This window comes from Micromonospora sp. SCSIO 07396, from assembly GCF_053667945.1.
The window spans coordinates 5,988,690-6,008,883 of record NZ_CM132210.1; the positions used below are offsets into that span (position 1 = coordinate 5,988,690).

27 protein-coding genes and 1 pseudogene are annotated in these 20,194 nt (G+C 72.8%); 15 read left to right on the forward strand and 13 right to left on the reverse strand.

The features are described 5' to 3' along the window. The first annotated feature begins 1 nt into the window (after nt 1). From ACWCHM_RS26155 to ACWCHM_RS26200, 10 genes are all read left to right on the forward strand, one after another. Nucleotides 2-358 carry a hypothetical protein gene (locus ACWCHM_RS26155; protein ID WP_454220186.1) on the forward strand — a complete coding sequence of 119 codons (357 nt, stop codon included), beginning with the start codon at nt 2-4 and terminating at the stop codon, nt 356-358. Continuing rightward, nucleotides 355-519: a hypothetical protein gene (locus ACWCHM_RS26160; RefSeq protein WP_454220188.1), complete on the forward strand. Its 165-nt coding sequence runs from the start codon at nt 355-357 to the stop codon at nt 517-519. Before ACWCHM_RS26155 ends, ACWCHM_RS26160 begins: the two co-directional genes overlap by 4 nt. 3 nt (nt 520-522) lie before the next feature. Next, complete coding sequence (locus ACWCHM_RS26165; RefSeq protein WP_454220189.1) at nt 523-2,682, forward strand: hypothetical protein; 2,160 nt, start codon at nt 523-525, stop codon at nt 2,680-2,682. A 4-nt stretch (nt 2,683-2,686) separates the two neighbouring features. Then, on the forward strand, nt 2,687-4,552 hold the full coding sequence (locus ACWCHM_RS26170; protein ID WP_454220191.1) for a carbohydrate binding domain-containing protein: 1,866 nt from the start codon (nt 2,687-2,689) through the stop codon (nt 4,550-4,552). Then, complete coding sequence (locus ACWCHM_RS26175) at nt 4,552-6,204, forward strand: hypothetical protein (protein ID WP_454220192.1); 1,653 nt, start codon at nt 4,552-4,554, stop codon at nt 6,202-6,204. The genes ACWCHM_RS26170 and ACWCHM_RS26175 overlap by 1 nt, the downstream gene beginning before the upstream one ends. Nucleotides 6,205-6,209: 5 nt before the next feature. After that, nucleotides 6,210-6,395 (forward strand): hypothetical protein, encoded by a 186-nt coding sequence (locus tag ACWCHM_RS26180; protein ID WP_454220194.1) that lies wholly within the window; start codon nt 6,210-6,212, stop codon nt 6,393-6,395. Continuing rightward, complete coding sequence (locus ACWCHM_RS26185) at nt 6,392-7,267, forward strand: hypothetical protein (RefSeq protein WP_454220195.1); 876 nt, start codon at nt 6,392-6,394, stop codon at nt 7,265-7,267. The genes ACWCHM_RS26180 and ACWCHM_RS26185 overlap by 4 nt, the downstream gene beginning before the upstream one ends. 65 nt (nt 7,268-7,332) lie before the next feature. Continuing rightward, nucleotides 7,333-7,539: a hypothetical protein gene (locus ACWCHM_RS26190; RefSeq protein ID WP_454220196.1), complete on the forward strand. Its 207-nt coding sequence runs from the start codon at nt 7,333-7,335 to the stop codon at nt 7,537-7,539. After that, entirely contained in the window at nt 7,536-7,778 is a 243-nt protein-coding gene (locus ACWCHM_RS26195; protein WP_454220197.1) for a hypothetical protein, read from the forward strand. Before ACWCHM_RS26190 ends, ACWCHM_RS26195 begins: the two co-directional genes overlap by 4 nt. A gap of 70 nt (nt 7,779-7,848) precedes the next feature. Beyond that, complete coding sequence (locus ACWCHM_RS26200) at nt 7,849-8,091, forward strand: hypothetical protein (protein ID WP_454220199.1); 243 nt, start codon at nt 7,849-7,851, stop codon at nt 8,089-8,091. 105 nt (nt 8,092-8,196) lie between these two features. Here ACWCHM_RS26200 and ACWCHM_RS26205 read toward each other — a convergent pair whose 3' ends face one another. The 3 genes from ACWCHM_RS26205 to ACWCHM_RS26215 all read right to left on the reverse strand — a co-directional run bounded on the left by ACWCHM_RS26205 (nt 8,197) and on the right by ACWCHM_RS26215 (nt 9,246). Continuing rightward, on the reverse strand, nt 8,197-8,604 hold the full coding sequence (locus ACWCHM_RS26205; RefSeq protein WP_454220200.1) for a hypothetical protein: 408 nt from the start codon (nt 8,602-8,604) through the stop codon (nt 8,197-8,199). A gap of 106 nt (nt 8,605-8,710) precedes the next feature. Continuing rightward, entirely contained in the window at nt 8,711-9,010 is a 300-nt protein-coding gene (locus ACWCHM_RS26210; protein ID WP_454220202.1) for a hypothetical protein, read from the reverse strand. A 62-nt stretch (nt 9,011-9,072) separates the two neighbouring features. Continuing rightward, on the reverse strand, nt 9,073-9,246 hold the full coding sequence (locus tag ACWCHM_RS26215; protein ID WP_454220204.1) for a hypothetical protein: 174 nt from the start codon (nt 9,244-9,246) through the stop codon (nt 9,073-9,075). A gap of 97 nt (nt 9,247-9,343) precedes the next feature. On the opposite strand from ACWCHM_RS26215, the gene ACWCHM_RS26220 reads away from it, so the two are divergent. Next, nucleotides 9,344-9,727: a helix-turn-helix transcriptional regulator gene (locus tag ACWCHM_RS26220; protein ID WP_454220205.1), complete on the forward strand. Its 384-nt coding sequence runs from the start codon at nt 9,344-9,346 to the stop codon at nt 9,725-9,727. A 151-nt stretch (nt 9,728-9,878) separates the two neighbouring features. On the opposite strand, the gene ACWCHM_RS26225 is transcribed toward ACWCHM_RS26220, so the two are convergent. The 6 genes from ACWCHM_RS26225 to ACWCHM_RS26250 form a co-directional block, all read right to left on the reverse strand. Then, a complete protein-coding gene (locus tag ACWCHM_RS26225) occupies nt 9,879-11,852 on the reverse strand; it encodes a hypothetical protein (RefSeq protein ID WP_454220206.1) in 1,974 nt (657 codons plus the stop codon). Nucleotides 11,853-11,928: 76 nt separating this feature from the next. After that, on the reverse strand, nt 11,929-12,756 hold the full coding sequence (locus tag ACWCHM_RS26230; RefSeq protein WP_454220207.1) for a hypothetical protein: 828 nt from the start codon (nt 12,754-12,756) through the stop codon (nt 11,929-11,931). A 1-nt stretch (nt 12,757) separates the two neighbouring features. Continuing rightward, the gene (locus ACWCHM_RS26235) at nt 12,758-12,970 is read right to left on the reverse strand and encodes a hypothetical protein (protein WP_454220208.1); all 213 of its coding nucleotides are present in this window, start codon (nt 12,968-12,970) and stop codon (nt 12,758-12,760) included. After that, nucleotides 12,967-13,311, reverse strand: a complete 345-nt coding sequence (locus tag ACWCHM_RS26240; protein ID WP_454220209.1) for a hypothetical protein — start codon at nt 13,309-13,311, stop codon at nt 12,967-12,969. Before ACWCHM_RS26240 ends, ACWCHM_RS26235 begins: the two co-directional genes overlap by 4 nt. Before the next feature lie 81 nt (nt 13,312-13,392). Beyond that, nucleotides 13,393-13,602 (reverse strand): hypothetical protein, encoded by a 210-nt coding sequence (locus ACWCHM_RS26245; RefSeq protein ID WP_454220210.1) that lies wholly within the window; start codon nt 13,600-13,602, stop codon nt 13,393-13,395. Between the two features lies 1 nt (nt 13,603). Then, nucleotides 13,604-14,980, reverse strand: coding sequence for a hypothetical protein (locus ACWCHM_RS26250; protein ID WP_454220211.1), 1,377 nt, complete (start codon nt 14,978-14,980; stop codon nt 13,604-13,606). A 133-nt stretch (nt 14,981-15,113) separates the two neighbouring features. Here ACWCHM_RS26250 and ACWCHM_RS26255 point away from each other — a divergent pair, with 133 nt between their 5' ends. Beyond that, nucleotides 15,114-15,326, forward strand: coding sequence for a hypothetical protein (locus tag ACWCHM_RS26255; RefSeq protein ID WP_454220213.1), 213 nt, complete (start codon nt 15,114-15,116; stop codon nt 15,324-15,326). 52 nt (nt 15,327-15,378) lie between these two features. Here ACWCHM_RS26255 and ACWCHM_RS26260 read toward each other — a convergent pair whose 3' ends face one another. Both ACWCHM_RS26260 and ACWCHM_RS26265 read right to left on the reverse strand, forming a co-directional pair. Beyond that, complete coding sequence (locus ACWCHM_RS26260) at nt 15,379-15,531, reverse strand: hypothetical protein (RefSeq protein WP_454220215.1); 153 nt, start codon at nt 15,529-15,531, stop codon at nt 15,379-15,381. 5 nt (nt 15,532-15,536) lie between these two features. Beyond that, a complete protein-coding gene (locus ACWCHM_RS26265) occupies nt 15,537-15,707 on the reverse strand; it encodes a hypothetical protein (protein WP_454220217.1) in 171 nt (56 codons plus the stop codon). 108 nt (nt 15,708-15,815) lie between these two features. Between ACWCHM_RS26265 and ACWCHM_RS26270 the strand changes: the two genes are divergently transcribed. Both ACWCHM_RS26270 and ACWCHM_RS26275 read left to right on the forward strand, forming a co-directional pair. After that, the gene (locus ACWCHM_RS26270; protein WP_454220218.1) at nt 15,816-16,226 is read left to right on the forward strand and encodes a winged helix-turn-helix domain-containing protein; all 411 of its coding nucleotides are present in this window, start codon (nt 15,816-15,818) and stop codon (nt 16,224-16,226) included. 389 nt (nt 16,227-16,615) lie between these two features. Next, nucleotides 16,616-16,930, forward strand: a complete 315-nt coding sequence (locus ACWCHM_RS26275; RefSeq protein ID WP_454220220.1) for a hypothetical protein — start codon at nt 16,616-16,618, stop codon at nt 16,928-16,930. 25 nt (nt 16,931-16,955) lie between these two features. On the opposite strand, the pseudogene ACWCHM_RS26280 reads toward ACWCHM_RS26275, so the two are convergent. Further along, nucleotides 16,956-17,135, reverse strand: a pseudogene (locus ACWCHM_RS26280) (TadA family conjugal transfer-associated ATPase); the annotation flags it as partial. Between the two features lie 41 nt (nt 17,136-17,176). Further along, nucleotides 17,177-18,280 (reverse strand): septum site-determining protein Ssd, encoded by a 1,104-nt coding sequence (ssd, locus tag ACWCHM_RS26285; protein WP_454220221.1) that lies wholly within the window; start codon nt 18,278-18,280, stop codon nt 17,177-17,179. 429 nt (nt 18,281-18,709) lie between these two features. Between ssd and ACWCHM_RS26290 the strand changes: the two genes are divergently transcribed. Next, on the forward strand, nt 18,710-19,558 hold the full coding sequence (locus ACWCHM_RS26290) for a VHL beta domain-containing protein (RefSeq protein ID WP_281901107.1): 849 nt from the start codon (nt 18,710-18,712) through the stop codon (nt 19,556-19,558). The last annotated feature ends 636 nt before the right edge of the window (nt 19,559-20,194 follow it).

Sequence of the window (20,194 nt, forward strand, 5' to 3'; positions counted from 1 at the left end):
CATGACGATCATCCGGGTGCGGCTGTGCGAGGCCGACCGCGAGCAGTACGGCGGCGGCGAGCCGCTGCCCGAAGAGCTGACCGTCGACGTCGAGCAGCTGCTGGACCTGCCGGCCAGCGAGCTGGAGGCCCTCGACCGGGACCTGACGATGCCCATCGCCGTGTTCGTCGACGCGATGGAGTCGTGGACCCTGAACGTGTCGCAGCTGCGGCGGGTCGCGGCGTGGCTGGCGGTACGCAACGCCGGCCGGACCGTCCCGTACGCCGAGTTCGAGCCGCGTCTCCTGCGGGCGGAGTTCAGCCGGGAGGCCACCAGCAACCCCCCGGCTGGACCCTCGGAGGGTTCCTCCGGGGCGTGAGGGTCGGCGTGTACCTCGCCGCGATCGAGCCGCTATTCACGTTCGAGGCGGGCCTACCCCCGGACCGGCTGCGGCAGCTCAGCGTGCGTCAGATCCGTGAGCACCTGCTGTGGTACGAGGCCCACCGGGGGCCGGTCGAGTTCGAGTGGGCGCGGGGGTGAGCGGTGGCGGGACGTGAGCGGGTCGAGTTCGACATCGTCGGCAAGGATGCCGGCGGGTCGAAGGCGTTCAAGGACGTCGGCGACGCCGCTGACAAGGCCGCCGACAAGATCCACGACACCGGGCGGGCCGCCGACAAGGCCGGCGACGAAGCCGAGGCCGCCGGCAAGCAGTACCGCGGTCTGGCCCACGACATCGCCGAGGCGCAGGCGGCGGCGGCTGCCCTCGCCGCCGAGATCAACAAGACGGGGAATCTGGACCTCGTCAAGGATCTGGACCGGCAGCGGCGGGAGATCCGCAAACTGACCAGGGTCCAGGATCTGCTGCCCGGCGACGACGATGCCGACGAGGCCGCCGAGGGGTTCGTCGGCCGATTCGTGGCCCGACTCGGCCCGCTGATGGCCAGCGCCCCCGTGCATCCAGCGGGCGCGGCGATCGGGGCTGCTCTCGGCGTGGGTGCGGCGGCAACCCTCGCGTCGGCGATGTCCGGCGCCATCGTCGGTGGCGCGGGCATCGGTGGCGTCATCGGCGGTGTCCGTCTGGCCGCCCGCGACCCGGCGGTGAAGGCGGCCGGCGCGGACCTCGGCCAGTTCATCCTCGGTGACCTGGAGCGCCGGTCGGCGGACTTCGTGCCAGCAGTCCTCGACGGCATCTCCGACATCCGGGCCGGCTGGCAGAGCCTCGGCCCCGACCTGGACAAGATCTTCCAGTCGCAGCGGTTCATCGAACCGTTGGTCGCGTCGGGCATCACGGGCGGCCAGAAGCTGGCGGCTGGCCTGGCCGACGCGATCGAGCAGGCCGACCCGGTCGTGGACGCGCTGGGCCGCACCATCGACCAGGTCGGCGACAGCGCAGGCCAGATGCTGTCCACTCTCGCCGACGATGCCGACGAGGGGGCGTCGGCCATCGACGATCTGACGCTGGCGATGGGTCGGCTCATCGACACCACCACCGCGGTGGTGCACGGCGGAGCGGCGGTGAAGAGCTGGTCGGACGAACTGGACATCGCCATCGACCGCGGCCGGTACTGGCTGGAGGACATGGAGCACTACAAGGACTGGCTCGATTTGACGGCCGATGGTTTCGGCAAGGGCACGAAGGAGGCCGAGGCGTACCGGAAGGCCACTCTCGGCAACGCCGAGGCCCAGGACTTCGCCACGCTCAAGGCCGCCGGGATGTCGGATGCGCAGATCGCCGCCGCCGACGCCTCTGGCACCTACCGGCAGCAGCTCGACGAGGTAAACCGGTCCCTTGGTACCACCCCCGCCAAGGTGGAAGACGCCGCGGCGGCCATGCGGGAGTGGCGGGCCGCGCTGGACGAGATGACCAGCAACAACCTCGACGCCCGGCAGGCGCAACGCGACCTGGAGGAGGCCATCGACGCCGCCTCCGCTGCGGTCCGGACCAACGGGCAGACCGCGATCCAGCACGGTGCCGCCCTGGACATCAACACGGCGAAGGGCCGCGCCAACGCGGCAGCCCTGGACCGGATCGCGGCGGAGGCCAACGGCGCGTACGACGCGGTCATGGCGCAGACCGGGTCGCAGGACCTGGCCAACGCGGCTGCGGACCGGGGCCGGGCGAAAATGATCGAGCTGGCCCGGAAGATGGGGTTGTCGGAGTCGGCCGCCCGTGACCTGGCGAACCAGCTGATTCGGATCAAGGACCGGAAGGTCACGGTCACCGCGAACACCGCCCCGGCGATGGCCGCGGCGAACCGACTGGTCGCCCGGATCAACAACATGAAGGCCCGCATCAACGTCTACGCGGAGCCGTCCGGCGGATTCGGCGGCGGCGCGCACACCGGGTTCGGCTACTCGACCGGCATGTCCGAGGGCGGCCCGGTCGTCGGCCCAGGGGCAAAGGGCGTCGACTCGCTGTGGCGCAAGCTCGCCCCGGGCGAGCACGTGTGGACCGACGAAGAGGTCGACGCGGCCGGCGGGCACGCGGCGATGGAGCGGATGCGGGCGATGGTCCGTGGCGACGCCCCGGCCCGCCCGACCGCCGGGGGGGCTGCTCGCCGCAGCGGCTCGGGCGACGGTGCCGGCCAGCTCGATGAGGCGCGGATCGCGTCCGCGTTGGCGGGGGTCCTGTCGTCGGGGGTGACGTTGGTGCTGGACGACCGGACCGGTCGGACGGCGACTCTGATGGCGCGGGGAGCGTGAGTGAGTGGACGTAGTCCAGTTCGTCGACAGCGTCTCGGGATCGCCGACGGTGCGGCTCGACCTCAACAATGAGGCCCCGTGGGGCTGCACGGGGGTGGACCTGTCGCCGCCACAGCTGAAGTCGGCCTACTCGTCGACGCTGCTGGTCGACGGTGAGCGGATGACGGCCGCCGCGTACGCCAACCGCACGTTGACGCTGTCGCTGGAGGTGATCGCCGGCCAGGATGCTTCGGCGACCGCGCTGCAAGCGCTGTGGCGGGAGCTGGACCGGACGACGAACGTGGTCCGCTACCAGCCGGATGGGGCATCGGCACCGGTGTTCTTCCGGACGATCCGGTCGTCGGATACGCGGGTACGCGATTACCCGGGCGGTGGTCCCACTGCGCTGCGCACGCTGGAGGTGCAGGTCAAGGCGGAGCCGTTCGCGGTTGGCCTGCGCGAGACCCTGGCCAGCGTTACCGTGGGCAACGACCCGACCGAGACCAGCGAGTTGAACACCAACCCGTACTTCGAGGTCGACGCGTCCGGCTGGGTGGGGCAGGGCGGCTCGGTCGCCCGGTCGACGGCCCAGGCCCACGAGGGTGTCGCATCGCTGCTGCTGACCCCGGACGGGGTGACGGCGACGGCGGAGGCCCGCGCGGTCGCCCTGGTGCCGGTGACGGCCGGGCAGACGTACCGGGCGTCGGCGTGGCTGCGATGCGCGGCCACCCGCTCCATCTCGTGCAACATCAACTGGCATAACGGCGCGGGCACCTACATGTCGACGTCGACCGGCGTCGCGGCGGTCACCGCCGGCCTGTGGCAGCTGGTCGACTTCACCGCCACCGCGCCGGTCGGGGCAGCGCAGGCGCGGCTGGTGCCCGCGTCGCTCGGGTCGACCCCGCCGGTTGGGCACACCACGCACGTGGACGAGGCGCGCATCCGGCTGGTGTCGGCGACCGCGCCAGGCGGCATGGCCTTCGACGTGGCCAGCCCGAAAGGCGACGTGGAGACACCGCTCTACCTGGCGATCCAGGGCAGGGACGTCACCACCGACCCAGCCGGCTTCAGCCCGGGTTCGGGCCGGCGTACGTCGCTGATCGCGGTCCGCCGCCGGGGGACGCCGTCGGCCGCGCCGGTGGTGCTGCCGGTGGAGTCCATGTCCCTGACGACCGACACAACGCTCCAGGCGGCGGTCAGCGGCAGTCATGGGCAGTTCGCCCGCACCTCGTTCGTCGGCACTCCCGGCATGACCAGTCGGGCGACGATCGCACTGCACCCTGCCGCCGCGTCGGTCGACGTCAGGGGCACGTACCGCGCGTTCGTGCGGGTGCGTCACTCGGTCAGTGCGGACGTGATGCAAGTTCGGCTGGCCTACGTCATGGACTCGTCGAGCGTCGCCGGGGACACGGTGACGGTTCCGTCGGGTACGACCTGGCGGTGGGTGGACGCCGGCCTGGTGCAGATTCCGCTGGGCTACGACCCGGGCACGGACGGGCTGTCGGGTGCGCCGCTGCCGGTGTGGGGGGTGTCCATCTTCCTGAGCGCGGCGCGTGTGTCCGGCTCGGGCAACCTGGACACGGACACGATCATGCTGGTGCCGGCCGACGACCGGCTCTGCACCATCAGGTGGCCGGAGTTCGGGTCGCCGACGTCGTACGTCGTGGACTCGTCGGCGACGGCGGTATACGCCACCAGCCCGGCCGGTGAGGTGCGGGCCGCCATCGCGGAGATGGCGGGCCTGACGCCGATGGTGTCGCCCGGCGTCACCAACCGCGTGCACCTGCTGCGCGATGTGGGCAGCGAGTACAGCGACGGCGACGACGCGACCGCGTACGTGCGGGTGACCCCGTACTACTGGCCCAGGTACTTGCACATCCGGGGGGTGTGATGAGCCTGCCCATTCCGCTGAGCATCAAGCTCGTCACCAGCAAGGGCGAGCGGAACGTCACCCGGGAGACCCGCGACCTAGTGATGCGGTGGACCGACCCAGGCGGGTACGCGTCCTGCCAGATCGCACTGGACCGTCCGCTGACTCTCCAGCCGGACGAGGTCGCCTACTACGGCAACCTGCTGGTCCACGACGGCCGGCATGGCGGTGTCGTCTGGGATGGACGGCTAGAGGATCCGGGCCGGTCGGCCGGGGCGCAGGGCCAGGTGTGGGACCTGGCGGCGGTCGGCGGCCAGGCGCACACCCGCGACCGCACCGTCCCGCTGATCTACGTCGACCAGCAGGTGCTGTCGAACCTCGACAGGGTCGACAACGCGACGCCGAAGGGCGACGACTCGGTCGGCAGCACACCGGCGAACACGGCGAGCCAGGAGCAGGTGCTGATCCTCCAGTTCCCCGAGGGCCTCACCGTGGTGCCGAACAGCAGGGTCGTGACGCGGTACCTGGGGCTCCAGCGGGCCAGCCAGAAGTTGGCCCGGATCGACTACACCTGGGACGCCGGCCGGACGGATTCCGCCTACCAGGTGGAGGCGGTGGCCCGTACGGACGGCAGCCTCGCGTCGGGCGAGGTGGCCCGGTCGAACAACTGGTCGACCAGCGGCGGCGGTAGTTCCCCGCGCGTGATCGTCACCCACTGGACGGCGGGCCGGAACACCATCGAGTGGCGGATCATCTACACCGGGGTCGGCGGCAAGATCGGCAACGATCTGCACTGGGGGACCTTCGGCAACCTGATCGTGCTGTCGACCAGGTGGACGGCGGCCGGCTCGGAGCAGCTCACAGCCGCCCCGTACGGCAACTCGTACGTCCTGGCGCACGAGATCGTCGCCGACCTGCTCGGGAGGCTGCTCACCTCGTTCGACGGCGCGAATGCCCGCATCGCCACGACCACGTACCAGATCGACCAGCTCGCCTATCCCGACGGCGTCGACCCGGCGCGGGTGCTCGATGACCTGCTGAGCATGGAGGCCGGCTACACCTGGCGCGCGTGGGAGCGCAACGCCGCCGGCCGGTACCGATTCGAATGGGTGGCGCTTCCGACGACCGTCCGGTACGAGGCCGACGTCACGGACGGGTACGAGTCGCAGGGGTCAGCGGATGGTCTCTACAACCGGATCACCGTGCGCTGGAAGGACTCCAAGGGGAGGCCGCGCACCACCACCCGCACCAGCAGCGTGCCCGCGCTCGACAACGCCACCCCGCCGCTGATCAGGCAGGGCAGCATCGACCTCGGCGGGGACGTCGGGTCCACCTCGGCCGCCCAGCGCGCCGGTGACCAGTGGCTCGCCGACCGGAAGTGGGCACCCAACGGGGGGCGGCTCCGCATCGCCCGGCCGATCCTGGACCTGGAGACGGGCCGGATGGTGCAGCCGTGGGAGATCCGGCCGGGTCTGATCCGGGTGCGCGGGGTGCTGCCCCGCCCTGACGCGCTCAACGCCAGCACCCGGGACGGGGTGACCATCTTCCGGATCGTGGCCAGCGAGTACCGGGTGTCGGACGGGGCCGCGACGTTGGAGCTGGACTCGTACGCGCCCTCGACGTCCCGGATGCTCGCCACCGCCCAGACCAAGCTGCGCCAGATCCGGAGGTGACCAGCATGGACGAAGAGCCGCTCTACACCCTGGCCGAGGCCGAGGCCGAGCTACGCCGCCGGCAATGCGCGGTGACACAGCACCGGCTGACCCCGGTCGACGGGTCGCCGTGCCGGCTGTACTGCGCGGGCTGTGACACGACGTTCGACCTCGTACCCGTCAAACCCATGCCCGTCAAGGAGGCGTCATGACAACGGCTCCGGCCAACCTGCTGGCGGTCCGCCGGCTCCTGCTCGACACGATCAAGGGACTCGATCCCGCCGCGGTGGGGATCGTCGGTGATCCGGCCCACCGGGGCGGCTACCACTGTGGCTCCGACCGGGTGGTGTCCGGCGACTACTCGGTGGTGGAGTCGTCCCGCGACCGGACCGGCCTCACCCTCTACGCCGCCGGACTGGACGTCGGCACGTTCAGCGTCCGCGTCGGTGGTGTCACCCACAACCTGCGGACGTTCTCCACCTGGTGCGATGCCCAGTGCCAGGCCGGCGCTCCGGACACCCGGGACATCAGGGAGATCATCTACTCGCCCGACGGCAAGGTCGTCCGGCGGTGGGACCGGCTGGGCAAGCGCAGCTCCGGCGACGACTCGCACCTGTGGCACACCCACTTCAGCTTCTTCCGCGACGCGATCAAGGCCGGGCGGGATCTCACCTCGCTGTTCCGGCGCTACCTCATCAGCATCGGCCTCATCCAGGCCCCGAAACCCGTGGAGGCACCCGTGGCACAGGACAAGATCGCGTGGGCGACGACCAACCGGGCGGCGGCCCTGCTCGCGGGCACCGCCGCCGACTACCAGATCGAGGGCGAGCCGAAGCGTCGCGTCGAGCCGAATCGGCTCTTCGAGGCGGTGGCCGGCATCGGCGCGCAGGTCGCCGCCCTGCGTACCGACCTCGCCGCCTTGGCCGGCCGGGACCTGGTCGACGAGGCGCAGCTCGCCGCCGACCTCGCCCCGGCGCTGCTGGCACACCTCGACCCGGCCCGGATCGCGGCGGCGATCCCGCCGACCGTCGCCGCGCAGGTCGTCGACGAGCTGAGCGCCCGCCTGGGGCAGGCACGTGAGTGAGGCTGGAGCCACTCACCAGGGGTCTACGGGATATCGGCTGCGTCCTGGCTGGCCTGAGCATCATCGTGCAGCAGACGTGGGTCGCGCCGACCCCGTCCGAGGCGCTCATCCTCGCCGCGCTGACCCTGCTCACCGGCCCGGCGGTGGTCGGGGCCCGGGGGCTCCGACGCGACGCGGAGACCTCGGACGGATCTGGCTCTCCGTCGTCGCCCTCGTCGTCGCCGTCGCCGTCATCGTCGCCGGCAGCGTCGTCCGGGGCGGTTGACCCGTGACGGAGCGCGGCTGGCGGGTGCTGATGGTGGTGCTGCTGACCGCCGTGGTGGCTCTGGCGGTAGCGGTGCTGGTGGCCGCTCGGGCGCTGCGGGCTGCGGAGGTGGCCCAGCAGCGAAGCTGCGGGGTGGTCGTGGCCCTCGACTCGGCGTACCGGTCCGCCCCGCCGCAGACTCCGGCGGGGCGGGAGATCGCGGCGCAGATCGCGGACCTGCGTCGGACGTACGACTGCCCGGCCTGACCCGGCAGGAAAGCGCAACCCCTCAGCCCGGACCAGCGGGGTCCGGGCTCCGTCGTACCTGGAGGTACCCATGACCCAGATCCCCTCGCCGGAGTCGGCCACCGAGCCGCTGGTCACCGTCGGCGTGGTCACCGCGGCGGTCACCGCCGTGCTGGCGCTGCTGACCGCATTCGGCCTGCCGGTGTCCGACGAACAGCAGACCGCGATCCTCGGCGTGGTGGCCGTCGTCGCGCCGCTGGTCGTGATGGCGGTCGGCCGGTCCCGGGTGTGGTCCCCGGCGACCGTCGCCCGGCTCATGCAGTCCCGCCGGTAAGATCGGCGGCGCGGTGCTCCCCGGTGACGTCCCGGGAGGTGCCGACCAAACGTCAGCGACCCCGCTCTCCTCTGGGAGGGCGGGGTCGCTTCGTCGTCAGCAGGATCAGCGTGAGATGACCCGAGCCTCCATCGTCACCCAGCTCCCGTCTTCCTCGTGCCGCAGCACGCAGAAATACTCGCCCCGGATCGTCCCGCCGAGCTTGTTCTGCGCGTCCAGCTCGCCGTTCAGCCGGTAGATCCCGACCTCGATGTCCCGCTCCACCTCGTCGGCGAACGCGGCCGTCGACGGGGCGTAGAGCTTGTCGCGGATCGCGTCGTGGCACCGGTCGATCGCCTCATCCTCGGTCGTCGGCACCAGCCACCAGGTCAGCCCACCAGCGAGGGCCGCGACGACGACCACCGCTCCGACGATCCACGGCCAGCGGCGGGCCCGGCGCGGCGGGGTGATCGGCTCGGTGGTCGCGTGCGGGCCCGGCTCTGCCGGCATGCCGGCCTGAGGGTCGATCGTCATGCCGGGCACCGTACCGGCGGCCGGCCACGGTGGCGGGTGATCGTCGGGGATCTGACGGCAGCGGCCCCGCTCCCCGCGTGGGGGCGGGGCCGCAGTGCGTCCCGGGTCAGAGGGTCTGCTCGATGCGCCGTAGCAGCGTCAGGGCCACGTCGACCGGGGTCGCGTCGGTGGTCAGGCCGATCCCGCCGAGCCACCGGCCGCGCCGCCACAGCGAGTACACCGCGCCGGGGCCCGGCATCAGCAGGTCGTAGTAGGTGCGGCCGGCAGTGACGCGGACGGCCCAGGTGCCGGCGTCGACGTCCTCGCGGACGCTGATGCGGCCGGCGGCGTGGGGGGCGGCGCGGAGGGCGTCGGCGATGTCCTCGGCGAGGGCGTGGGCGTAGCGGACAGCGGCGATGGTCGGCACGGTCGGGCTCCTCTGCTGGGGGGTGGGGTGGGGCCGGCTGGGTGGCCGGCCCCCGGGGCGGGTCAGCTGATGGGGTCGTAGCCGAGCCGGTCGACGATCGCCCGGTACCGCCGGACGGTGGCCCGGTAGCCCATGCTGCCCGGCTGCATGTTCTTGAGCTGCTCGGCGAGGTGGCGGGCGGTGCGGATGTCCTGGACGTCGGTGTCGGTGGCGCTGTCCTGGATGGTGGTCTGCATGTCCGTCTCCCTGCCTAACGTTGTCCTGCTGACATGGACAACGTTAGTGGGATGCACTGGGCTTGTCAAGCTCAACTAGACAACGTAGGTTGATGCCGTGACCGACTACCTCGACAGCGCCGAACTCGCCGCCCGCCTCGGCATCCAGACCGCCAGCGTCCACCGCATGCGCAGCCGCGGCGACCTGCCCGAGCCCGACCGGATGATCGGCCGCTCGCCCGCCTGGCGGCCCGCCACGATCGACGCCTGGCAGGCCAGCCGTCCCGGCCACGGCTGGCGCGGCACCAGCACCGACCCCGCAGAGCCCGCGCCCGTCGACGAGCCGCTCCCGCTTCCACCGCTTCCACCCGGCGACATCCACTTCGACGGCGAGGCGCTGTCCGTCGGCGGCCAGGTGCTGGCCCCTGGCCGGTACGCGGTCGGCGACAGCGGTGCGGTGCTGACCGTGGAGCCGCCGGCCGAGGACGACGACCTCCCTTAGCCCTCCCCCCTCCCCGCACGACGCAGCGCCCCCGCTCGGCATCTGGCCGACGGGGGCGCTGCTGTCGCTCTGGGTAATGCCTATCGCCCAATGTCTCGCGCGCCTGCGCGCACGCGCCTCCCCGTTCTGGGCTGGGCTGAGGTGTTAGGCATTAGGCGTTGGACATTGCCGGCTGCGTACTCTGCGTGACGTGCCAGCGGGCGTGTGCGCCGCGCGCTGGCTGGGCGTAGGCCCTCCCCTTCCTGCGCAGGGCCGAGCATCGCACCTGCACCGTGCTGCGGGGTGCTCCCACCTGCTCGACCAGGTCGGCCATGGCGATCCCCTCGGCGGGCGCGGCCCGCAGCGCCCCCATGATCCGCTCGTCGAGGGTGTTCTCCTCGGCGGTTGGGGGAGGGGGCGGGGTGGCCTGGGCGCGTCGGCGCAGTTCGTCGACGGACAGGTCCGGGACGCCGGTGTGGTCCTGGCCGGCGATGGCGTCCAGGGCGTCGCGGATCTGGGCGCGGACCTGCTCAGCTCCGGCTCCTCGGGGGAGTTCCATGGTCTGCTCCATCTCGCTAGTTGATCTTGAGGTGTTGGGCGATGCGTCCGTGACCTGCTCGTCGGGCCACCGGTCCCGGCACGCCTGCACGATGGCCGCGATGTCGGCCGGGTCTTCCAGGTGCCAGGTGCGCGACTCGATCTGCCGACCGCGCTTGCCGGCCTGCTGGACCATCTGCCCCGGCAGGGTGAACTCGGTCGGGTCCACCCCTTCGGTCGAGGGGAGGATGGCCTTCACGTCGCGGCGGTTCTCCAGCAGCCCGACCACGACTTCGTCGAGCTGGCCGCGCAGTGCCCCGGTCCACGTGCTGTGATCCGGGCGCTGGTCGGCGATGATCAGCGCCCCCGACGCCGAGCGGATCTTGCGGGCCAGGGCTTCGGTCCACTCCTTCGCGTTCTCGTCGGCCAGGACCAGGGCCCCGTACTCGTCGATGACGACGACCAGGGCGCGACGGCGCGCGGTCGGCTTGAGCACGGAGTCCGGGGCGGCCGCGCCGCGTCGGTCGTTCTCGTCGGCGGCCCACCGCAGCAGCGCGATGGCGTCGGCCGGGTTGGTGGCCCGACGGATCAGCCGCGGCGCCCAGGGCTGGGACGCCTTGCCGTGTTCCTTGCAGTCGATCACCGCGATGTCGACGTCGACCATGCGGCACAGGCCCGCGAGCAGGTTGTGCAGCAGCACCGTCTTCCCGCCGCCCTTCTTACTGGCGATGGCCACCGCCCGGCCGCCGCGGTCGTTGCGCACCGCCAGCGACGCGGCCGGCCCGTCGGCGGAGACGCCCCAGGGGATCGGGTCGACCATGCTGGTCGGCCGGCACCACGCGGCGAGGTCCTCGGTGGCCGGGTGCGGCAGCGGGACCGGCTGTCCGCGCTCGTCGCGCCACGGGTCGGTGTGGGTGATGAGCAGGTCGAGCTGGCCGGGGTCCTCGCCGCCGCCCTGCGGGTCGATCCGCAGCCGCCACACCGGGACGCCGCGCACGCACGCGAGGTCTTCGAGGTGGTCGACCACGTGCCGGGCTCGCTGCTGGCCCCGGACGACCTCCAGGCGCAGCCGGTCGTACACCCGGCCGGCGGTCCCGCTGACCACGCGCACGCCACCGAGGCCGGCCCGGTGCGACCAGTCCGGCCACGCCTCGACCAGCTCGTCGACGCGGATGCGACCGCGGACCCGGTGCGACCGCCACCACGGCGTGCCGCCGGCCCACAGTCCGGCCGCCCAGAGCGCGGCCGCGCCGAGCGACCACGGGCCGGCCAGGTCGGCCAGGACCACCCAGCCGGCGGCCCCGCCGACGACGAGCCGGCCGTAGAGCTGCTCGGCGGGGCTGAGCCGCTGGGCCAGGGCGAGGCCTGCGGCACCGGCCACGGCCAGCGTCCCGTACCCGTAGGTGGGCGCGACGTCGGCCAGCCCGGCCACCAGGTACGCGCCGCCGGCCACCTCGGCGGGGACCAGCTGCCAGCGGTGCCGGCGCAGCCACCGGCGCATCGCCGACCGGGTCGGCGGGGCCTGCCCGGTCCGCTGCTGGCGGGCGGGCTCGGCGGCCGGGATCGGCTCCGAGCGGATGTAGCGGGGATTCGGGTTACGTCGGGCCACCGGTGGCCCTCCTCTCTACGGGCGGAAGCCCCTGCCCCGGGCGGCGGGGAAGTGCCGCCCGGGGCAGGGGTTCGGGTCAGGCCGCGTTGACGACCTGCGGGTTGAGCGAGCGAACCTTGCCGTCGTCCTGCTTGTGCTCGACGGCGATCTCCTCGGCGTACAGGTCGTTGATCCGCTTCATCGCCCGCCGGATGGCCTCGCCCTCGGCCATCACCCCGGCCGCCGCCTCGTACAGCGGGCCGACGGCGCGCAGGTCGACCCACATCGTGGTGTCGGCGTGCTCGGCGACGTCGGTGATCAGAGCGGACAAACCGGCGATGCTGGTCAGCAGACCGGTGCAGGCGTCGAGCAGGCCGAGCAGGCTCTTCGGCTCGATCTCGCCCGCCTGGGCAAGCGCCCTGCTCACAGTCCGGAACTCATCCATATGCAATCCAATCTTGTCGATTACCTCGGTGATCTGGTGGCCGATCCGGACGCCCGGCGCGACCTCGGTGATGCGCTCCGCCGGCCGGTCGTCCACCGGCACCGCCGGCCGGGCGGGGCCGGCCGGGGCCGACCCCGGCCCGGTGCCGGTGGGGGCCGGGGTGGAGTCGCCGGCGGGCCGGTGGGCGGTGCGCAGGTGCTCCAGCAACTCCGCCGACGACGGCCGCGCCTGTGTCCACACGCAGTCCGGGTCCAGGCACCGCACCGGTCGGGCCGGGCGGCGGTCCGCCCAGCTCGCCCGCACGGTGCTGTATCGGCGCGACGCCGACTGGCCGGCCCGGCCGGCCGCCCGCGCCGCTACCGGGCCCGCAGCCCGGCCGGCCCGCACCACCCCACGCGCCGCCGCCTGCCGGACCGTCGGGGACCGCAGGGCAATCACCGCCCCCGACGCCCCCAGCAGGGCGGCCTCGATGGTGCGCACGTCAGCCCACCATCGAGCTGATCGTCTTGGGCAGCTCGTACACGAAGTCGGCGGCGCTCTCCGACCAGTCGCCGATGGTGCCCGGCGCGTTACCGACCAGGATGCCGACCAGCACGACCAGGCCGATGGCCGTGGCCCGCTTGTGCTTCAGCTGGGCGATCCACGCCAGCAGCGCGGCTACCGCGATGACCAGGAATCCGAACGCAGCGCTCATCGGTCCATCTCCAGGTGCACGAGGACGGTCACCAGGGCGGCGGCCAGCGCGGCCACGGTGCCGGCCGCGACCCAGAACGCCAGGTCGTGGCCGGTGCTGGCGGCGGTAAGGGTGGCGGCCAGGGCCGCGACGATCGCGCCGGTCAGCCCGAGCGCAATCGGCGTCCACGGCACGTACCGGGCCGGCACGATCACCGGGTCGGCGTGCACGGTGGCCAGCTCGGCGGCGCGCACGGCCGCCTCGATCGGGCCGGCCGCCGGCAGGGTCACCGTGCGGCCGGCGAGGGCCTGCAGCGGCGAGTCCTGGGGGACCTGGCCGCGCACGTAGTAGGTGGTCGTCATGATGTTGGTGCTCTCCTTCGGGTGAGTGGGCTCGGGGCGCGGCGCGATGTCCAGTCGGTGAGCCGCGCCCCGGGTGCTGGGTCAGAGGGTTCGGCCGGCCTGCCGGCAGATGCCGCAGTCGGCGCCGCAGTGGCGGCCCTCATCGTGGGCGGTGGTGATCGCGCGGGCTCGGTCGAGCTGCTCCTGCCGGTCGGCTCGTGCGCGTTCCTCGCGCTCCAGGGCCTGGGGCAGGCCGTCGCGGTTGACGCCCAGGTCGCGGGCCAGCCGGCGGGTGACGTTGCGGTCGGCCATCTCAGTTCTCCTTCATGGTCGGGTTGGTGCGGGTCTTCCAGCGCTTGACGGTCGCGAGGCTGAGCCCCGTGGACTCCACCAACTCGGCGTTGGTGGGCTCCCGCGTGAGCCGTTTGGTGAGCCGGGCGTGAGCCTGGGTGAGCCGCTTCGCGTTGTCGGTCTGAGCCGGTCGGGTGAGCCGCTCGGTGACCCGCCGCTGAGCCGGGGCGTGAGCCGCTGCGGGGCTCACCGGTGAGCCACTGTCCGGCTCACGACGGGCCGGGGCGACCGGCTCACTGACCGGCTCGGCGGCGGGCTCACGGGCGGGGGTCGTCTGAGCCGGGACGTGAGCCGGCGGCGGGCCGATCTGGGTCGCGATGTGAGCCGGCATCCTGATCCCGCCCAGCTCCACCAGAGGCTCACCGCGGTCCGCCCCGAACGCCCTGTGGTGCTCGGCGCTGAGCCGGTCGGTGGCTTGCCGCATGACGAGCCGCAACTCGTCCATCAGTTCCCGCTCGCGCTCGGTCGGCTGGGTGTCGTCGCGGAACAGCTCCGTCTCGATCGACAGCACCCGGCGCAGCTGCTCGCGGGCAGCGGCGACGGTTTCGGCGTCGGCCGCCTTGGTGAGCTGCTGGAGCCGGCGCAGCGCCGCCGCGAGCGGGTCAGCCTGCCGGCGACGCCACCACCGCGCCGGCTCTGCCGGCTGGTCGCCGCGCAGTCGGAGGGCCTGCTGCTGGACGTACAGCTCCATGCCTGCGTCGACCAGGGCGACGATGCGCCGCTGCGCGAACACCTCGGTCAGATCGTCGACGGTGCCCGGCTTGAGCAGACCGAGGCGCACGCCGATGCGCTGCGGCGTCCAGATCCACCGGGACGGCTGCCGCTCGGCGGGCTCGACGTCGGCGTAGAGGCTCATGTACCAGATGCCGGCGGCCAGCGGCGGGGTGACGAGCCGGAGCACCACCTCGGTCAGCGAGCTGGAGGCGGTGGAGGCGATGACGCCGGAGGCGGCGGCGACGATCCACACGAACCGCATGTGCCGGCTGATGTCGGGGGTCTGGCCGTCGATGGCGGCGGCGAGCTTGTGGGCGGCGAGGCTGCCCTGGTGGAGCATCACCACCTCGAACGTGGCGCAGAACATGAGGCTGCCGGCGTCGCCGAGGCCGAGGGGGCCGTGGGCGACCTCGTACATGCCCTCCATCGCGAAGAGCGTGGCCAAGGTGACCGCGACCAGGCCGAGGCGCTCGTGCACCTGGCCGGTGCGGAGGAACTTCCAGATCAGGCCCAGGGCGAGCAGCGCGCCCACCGCACCGGCACCGAAGAGCAGGGGCTGGCCGTAGCCGGTCAGCCAGGTGAGGACGGCGTCGACCGTGGGTCGGATCGACTCAGGGATCTGCATGCCGCACATCATGGCGCGTCTGTCGCCTCTGGCGCAACTGTCGCGACACGGTTAGCGTGTCGCTGTGGTTATGACGGGCGTGTCAGTCGTGCGATCATCCGTGGGCAGATACCACCGGAGCGGGGAGCGCGCGTTGAGCGGCGAGTGGATGAGCGTCACCGAGGCGGCTGCGGCCCTGGAGGTGTCGACCCGCACCGTGCAGCGGTCCCTGGCCGACGAGGAGCAGCGCGCCGAAGAGTGGGGCGACGAGGGCACCGGGTGGCGGTACAAACCGCTGTCCCGGCGCGGCATCTACCAGCTTCGCCGGTCGGCTGTCCTGCGCAAGGCCGGCCAGCCCGACACCTGACCCCCTGACGCAGAGCAGCCCCCGACCGCGCTGGTCGGGGGCTGTCGTGTGCTCAGGCCCGCTCCGCCCGCACCCGGGCGAGCAGCTCGGCCGCCCACCGCCCCGTCTCACACCGGCCCGCCGCGCAGGCCGGGCACCGCTGGTGCACCTGGACGATGACCGATGCGACGGCCGGGTCGCCGCCCTGGCCGATGTCGTCCGCCATCCCGGTCACCGCTGCCACCACCCGGCGATGCCGGCCACCGTGAGAACCAGGACCACGGCGGCGATGACCCAGCCAGGCCAGCGCGCCGGGGCCGGCCGGGCGGTGGCGGGTTGGGGGACCTCGCGGCCGTCCGGGCAGCGTCCGCCGGGCCAGGTGTGCTGGTGCGGGTCGGTCATGGTGCCTCCTGCCGTCGCAGAGGGTGCCGTTCCCAGCACTCTACGAGGGTCCCTGGGCCCCCTGGGCCCCTAGGATCACCGGCGGGTCGCACGGCATACCGTCCACTAGTGATCAACTCGGCGGCAGAGAGGGCCGTCTACCGGCAGCTCGCCGACGTCCTACGCGAGCAGATCGCGGCCGGCCAGCCGCCGCCGGGAGAGCTGCTGCCGTCAACCCTGCGCATCGGCCAGGAGCACGGCCTCGGCCGGGAGACGGTCCGCCGAGCCCTGCGGGTGCTGCGCGACGAGGGCCTGATTGTCGTAGAGCGCGGCTACGGTGCCCGGGTGGTCGAGCAGGATCAGCCGACGGTGGTGTCGGTGCCGCGGGGCGGCCGGGTGCGTGTGCGGATGCCGACGGAGGCGGACAGGGTTGAGCTGGGGATCGCGCCGGGGGCGATGACGGCGGTGATCGTGGTGACGGTCGGCGGCCGGGAGCGGGGTAGGTATCGGGCGGACCAGGTGGAGTTGGTGGCCAAGTAAACGTCAAGATCGGCGATCTTGACAACGGCTGTCCGACCCGTCCCCGGCGTCACGATCCACAGATCCCGCCGTCGCGCACCCGACACACCCGGCCCGACATGCCCCATACCACCCGACATGCCAGAGGCGCGCGTCTATGCGTTATTACGGGCGGCAGGCATCCCTGCACAGCGTGTGCAAGTTGCACGGTGCGTCGATGCAAACACCCGTCACAGGCATCTCACATACGAACGAAAGATCTCGTACAGTAGTCCGATCCCTACAGCCGGACCTGCGACAACCCCGTCCCCGCAGTCCCGGCCATCGGACCACCAGGAGGTGCCACCCACCTGCCAGGAGGCCGGACCGCACCCGACCTCCGATCACCCTCCCCGTACCACCGATCGGAGATGCTCATGCACCGCCTCGGCGTCACCATCGCCGCCGCCGCCCTGCTCCTCTTCGCCGCCCTCACCGTCTACGCCTTCACCGCCCTCCGGCCGGCCCTCGCCGAACTGATCGTGCTCGCCCTCGGCGACCTGGTCCTCTGGATGACCGCCAGCCACCTCCTCCGCGCCGGGGAGGTCGGCGGTACGCGGGAGGCCGCCGACCCCCGCACGTACGGACCCAACGTCTACCCGCTGCCCACCCGGGGCATGGACCCGGAGACCGCCGACGCCGTGTCGCGGATCCGCCGCCGCCTGGCCAGCGGCCTGCACCGCTGAATCCTGGGTCACGTTCGGCGCATGGCACGTCGGTCACCTCGGGATCAGCGAGCAGCGGGGCGAGCGGCCCGGCACCCACCAGGTCGTCGTGCACCCGGTCGGCGATCCGCAGCACGGCGGTGTCACCGAGGACGGCGGCGGACGGTTCGGCGCGTACGGCGGAGACGATCGCCGCCGGGGTGACCGGCGTGGTGGTGTCGGCCATCCGCTGCCGGACCCGGGCAGCGAACTCCTCGGGTCGCCCGGTCACGCCGCACCCGGCACGGGCAGCCCGGTCAGGTCGGTGACCAGTTGCCGGCAGAGCGCGGCGAGCGGTCCCCGGCCGGCGGCGGCCGGTGCCTCACCGCGTTCCAGCCCCCGGCTCAGGGCAGGTTCGGGGCGTAGCGTGCCGGCGAGCGGCAGTCCGAGGGCACGGGCCACCTCGGCCGCGCGCAGCCGGCCCGGGGCGGGCCCCCGGACGATCACCCCCAGTGCGGCGCAGTGCGGAGCCGTCGCCGCGACCACCCGGGCCGCCGCAGCGGTCGCCCGCAGTTCGGCGGGCACCACCACGTACGCCTGGTCGGCGGCCTGGAGGGCGAGTACGGCCGCGTCGTCGAGCTGGCGCGGCAGGTCGACGACGACGAAGTCCCGGCCCCGGCGGGCGGCGTCGAGGGTGGCGGCCATCGCCGGGGCGGGCAGGGCCAGCGGCTCGCCCCGGTCCCAGGAGAGGACGACCAGGTCGCCCCGGTGCGGCAGGGCGCGGACCAGGGCGGGCGCGTCGACCCGGCCGTCGGCGTCGGTGAGCGACGGCCAGCGCAGCCCGTCCAGGTCCTCCCAGCCGAGCACCAGGTCGAGCCCGCCGCCGAGCGGGTCCGCGTCGACCAGCAGGGTGCGCAGGTGGGCGCGGGCGGCGGTGACGGCCAGGCCACCCGCGAGGACGCTCGCCCCGGCCCCTCCCCGACCGCCGAGCACGGCGACCGTCCGGGCCGGTGCCGCCGGTTCGCCGCCGGGCGCGCACGCGGCGAACCGGTCGACCAGCCATGGTTCGGCAGCGGGCAGGGTGGCGACGTGCTCGGCCCCGATCAACTCGGCGATCTCCCAGCTCGGGTCGAGTTCCCCCGACCGTCCGACCAGCACCGTCCGGGGCCGCCTGGGCAACCGGGCCCGCAGGCAGGCTTGGGCCTGGTCACTGCCGACGAGGACCAGGGGCGCGGGAAGCCAGCGGGACCGGGCGGCGGCCGGATCGGCGGCCACCTCCACCTCGGTGCCGCCCGCTGCGGCGAGCCGCAGCAACTCGTCGAGGAGGTCGCCGTCGGAGGTGACCAGCAGCGGCAGTCGTCGGTACGGCGGAAGGGAGGTACGGGGTGGCATCACGGCCTCCAGCGCTCGGGGTTGCTGGGACAGACCCTGCGCCGTCGTGTCCGGTCCGTGCCGTCCGCGCCGCCGCCCCTGTGGACAACGGGACGACCTGTGGACAACCCCCGCCACGGCCGGTGATCTGTTATGCCGCTTCGGTGGTGGGATCACGACCGGGCTGGCCGTCAAGGTCTTCCCGGTCGGCCCTTCGACGCCTCCGTCGACCCGGTAGGGGGCACTGACCAGCAGCGGGGCATCTCCGGCACACCGCACGGAGGGCCGGGACGACCGAACGACGCCGGCCGCAGCGGTGCCGTCCCGATGAAGAACGCGAAAAAACGTCCTGTTCACCCCGCCCGAGTGATTGACGGCATACCGCCTCGTACGCAGATAATCGTGACCGCCACCGCGAAGGTGGCATCCGCCGCTCTCGGAAACGGGGCCATGGCCGACTCACCCGACGACACACCCCCCACCCTGCGCATCGGTGGCTGGCTTCCGGCACCCCGGTACCGCCAGACGCTGCCGCCGTACCTCGTCCCCCCGACCGGCCGGCACCTGATCGACATCCCGGCGTCCGGGTCACCGAGCGACCCGCTGCCGTCCCCCGTGCACGCCGTCGAACCCGCCGGCATCGGACGGACGCTGCTGTTGGCCACCGTGGCGTTCGGCCTGGTGACCAGCCTTGTCCTGGCCCTGTCACCGTTGTGGTCCGGACCCAAGCGCGACGGTGCCGCCCTCCCGGCGACACCCTCCTGGATCGCCGATCGCCCGGATCTCGCGGCCGTGGAGAGCCCCACGCCGGTCGCCGACTACTCGCCCGCCCCGGCTTCGATGGCCACCCGTGCCGCGACCCCGGTCGCGCCACCCCCGGCACCGCCCCGCCAGCCCCACCGACCCGCTACGGGTACGACGTCCCGCCCCGCCGCGACCACCACGCCGCCCCGGCCGGCGCCGACGACCACTCCGCCCCGCCCCACGCCGAAGCCGCCGACGAACCCGCCCGGACCGGCCGAGTTGACCGCGCTGCCGGGCTGGCAGGAACACTCGCTGCGGTCCAGTTCGAACGGCCCCTCGACGTACGTCGAGTTCGTCAACGCCCGCAGTTCACGGGTCGTCGTCTACTGGCTCGACTACCAGGGGCAGCGCCGGCAGTACAAGGTGCTCGACGCCGGCCGGTCCTACCGCCAGCAGACGTACGTGGGGCACCCGTGGGTGGTCACCGACCGGCACGGCCGGGCCCTGGCCTGCTTCCTACCCGCCCGTACGACGATGCGGGCGGTCGTGCGGTAGTCCGGTCATCCGCTTCCGTATCTTCTGCGGACGGCCATTGAGCAGGGCACTCTTAGTGGACTATCTGTCAGCGACCCGACGGACAAATCGCGGGCCTGTGCTATGACGCCACACGCGGGATGCTTGACGGTCGATCGGCGCAGCGCCGCCACAGCACAGCGGCACCCGGCTGCAACCGGACGCCGCATTCGACTCGACCGTGTGCAACGGGAGCGCTTCCATGGGAAAGGGACGACCCCCGTCGGGGGGATGCGGACCCAACCTGTCGGTTCCTGTCAGGCGTTGGCGGTCGGTGTCAATACACAGGCGTCGGGCGCCGTCGGTTCACGTCCGGGGTCGACCCGCATCGACGCTCGCGCTGCCTTCCTGCTGCCTCGCCGCTGCCCGACATCTCGCTTACAAGCTCTGTGCGGGGCGTCCGGCAGGGTCCGTCCATGTCTGCGACCTCGGGCGACTGTCCGCGCTCGGCGGCTGGCGGCTGCCTCGTCCCGGCCGGTTGCTGTCAGCGCTGCTGTCGGTGCTGCTGCCGCACACGGTTTAGGAAGGGTATAGCGCCTACTGGGGAAGCCCTGCTCCTTGCAGGTCATTCGTCCGGTGGCTCGCCTGCGATGCGCTTGATCATTCGCGCATGTTCCG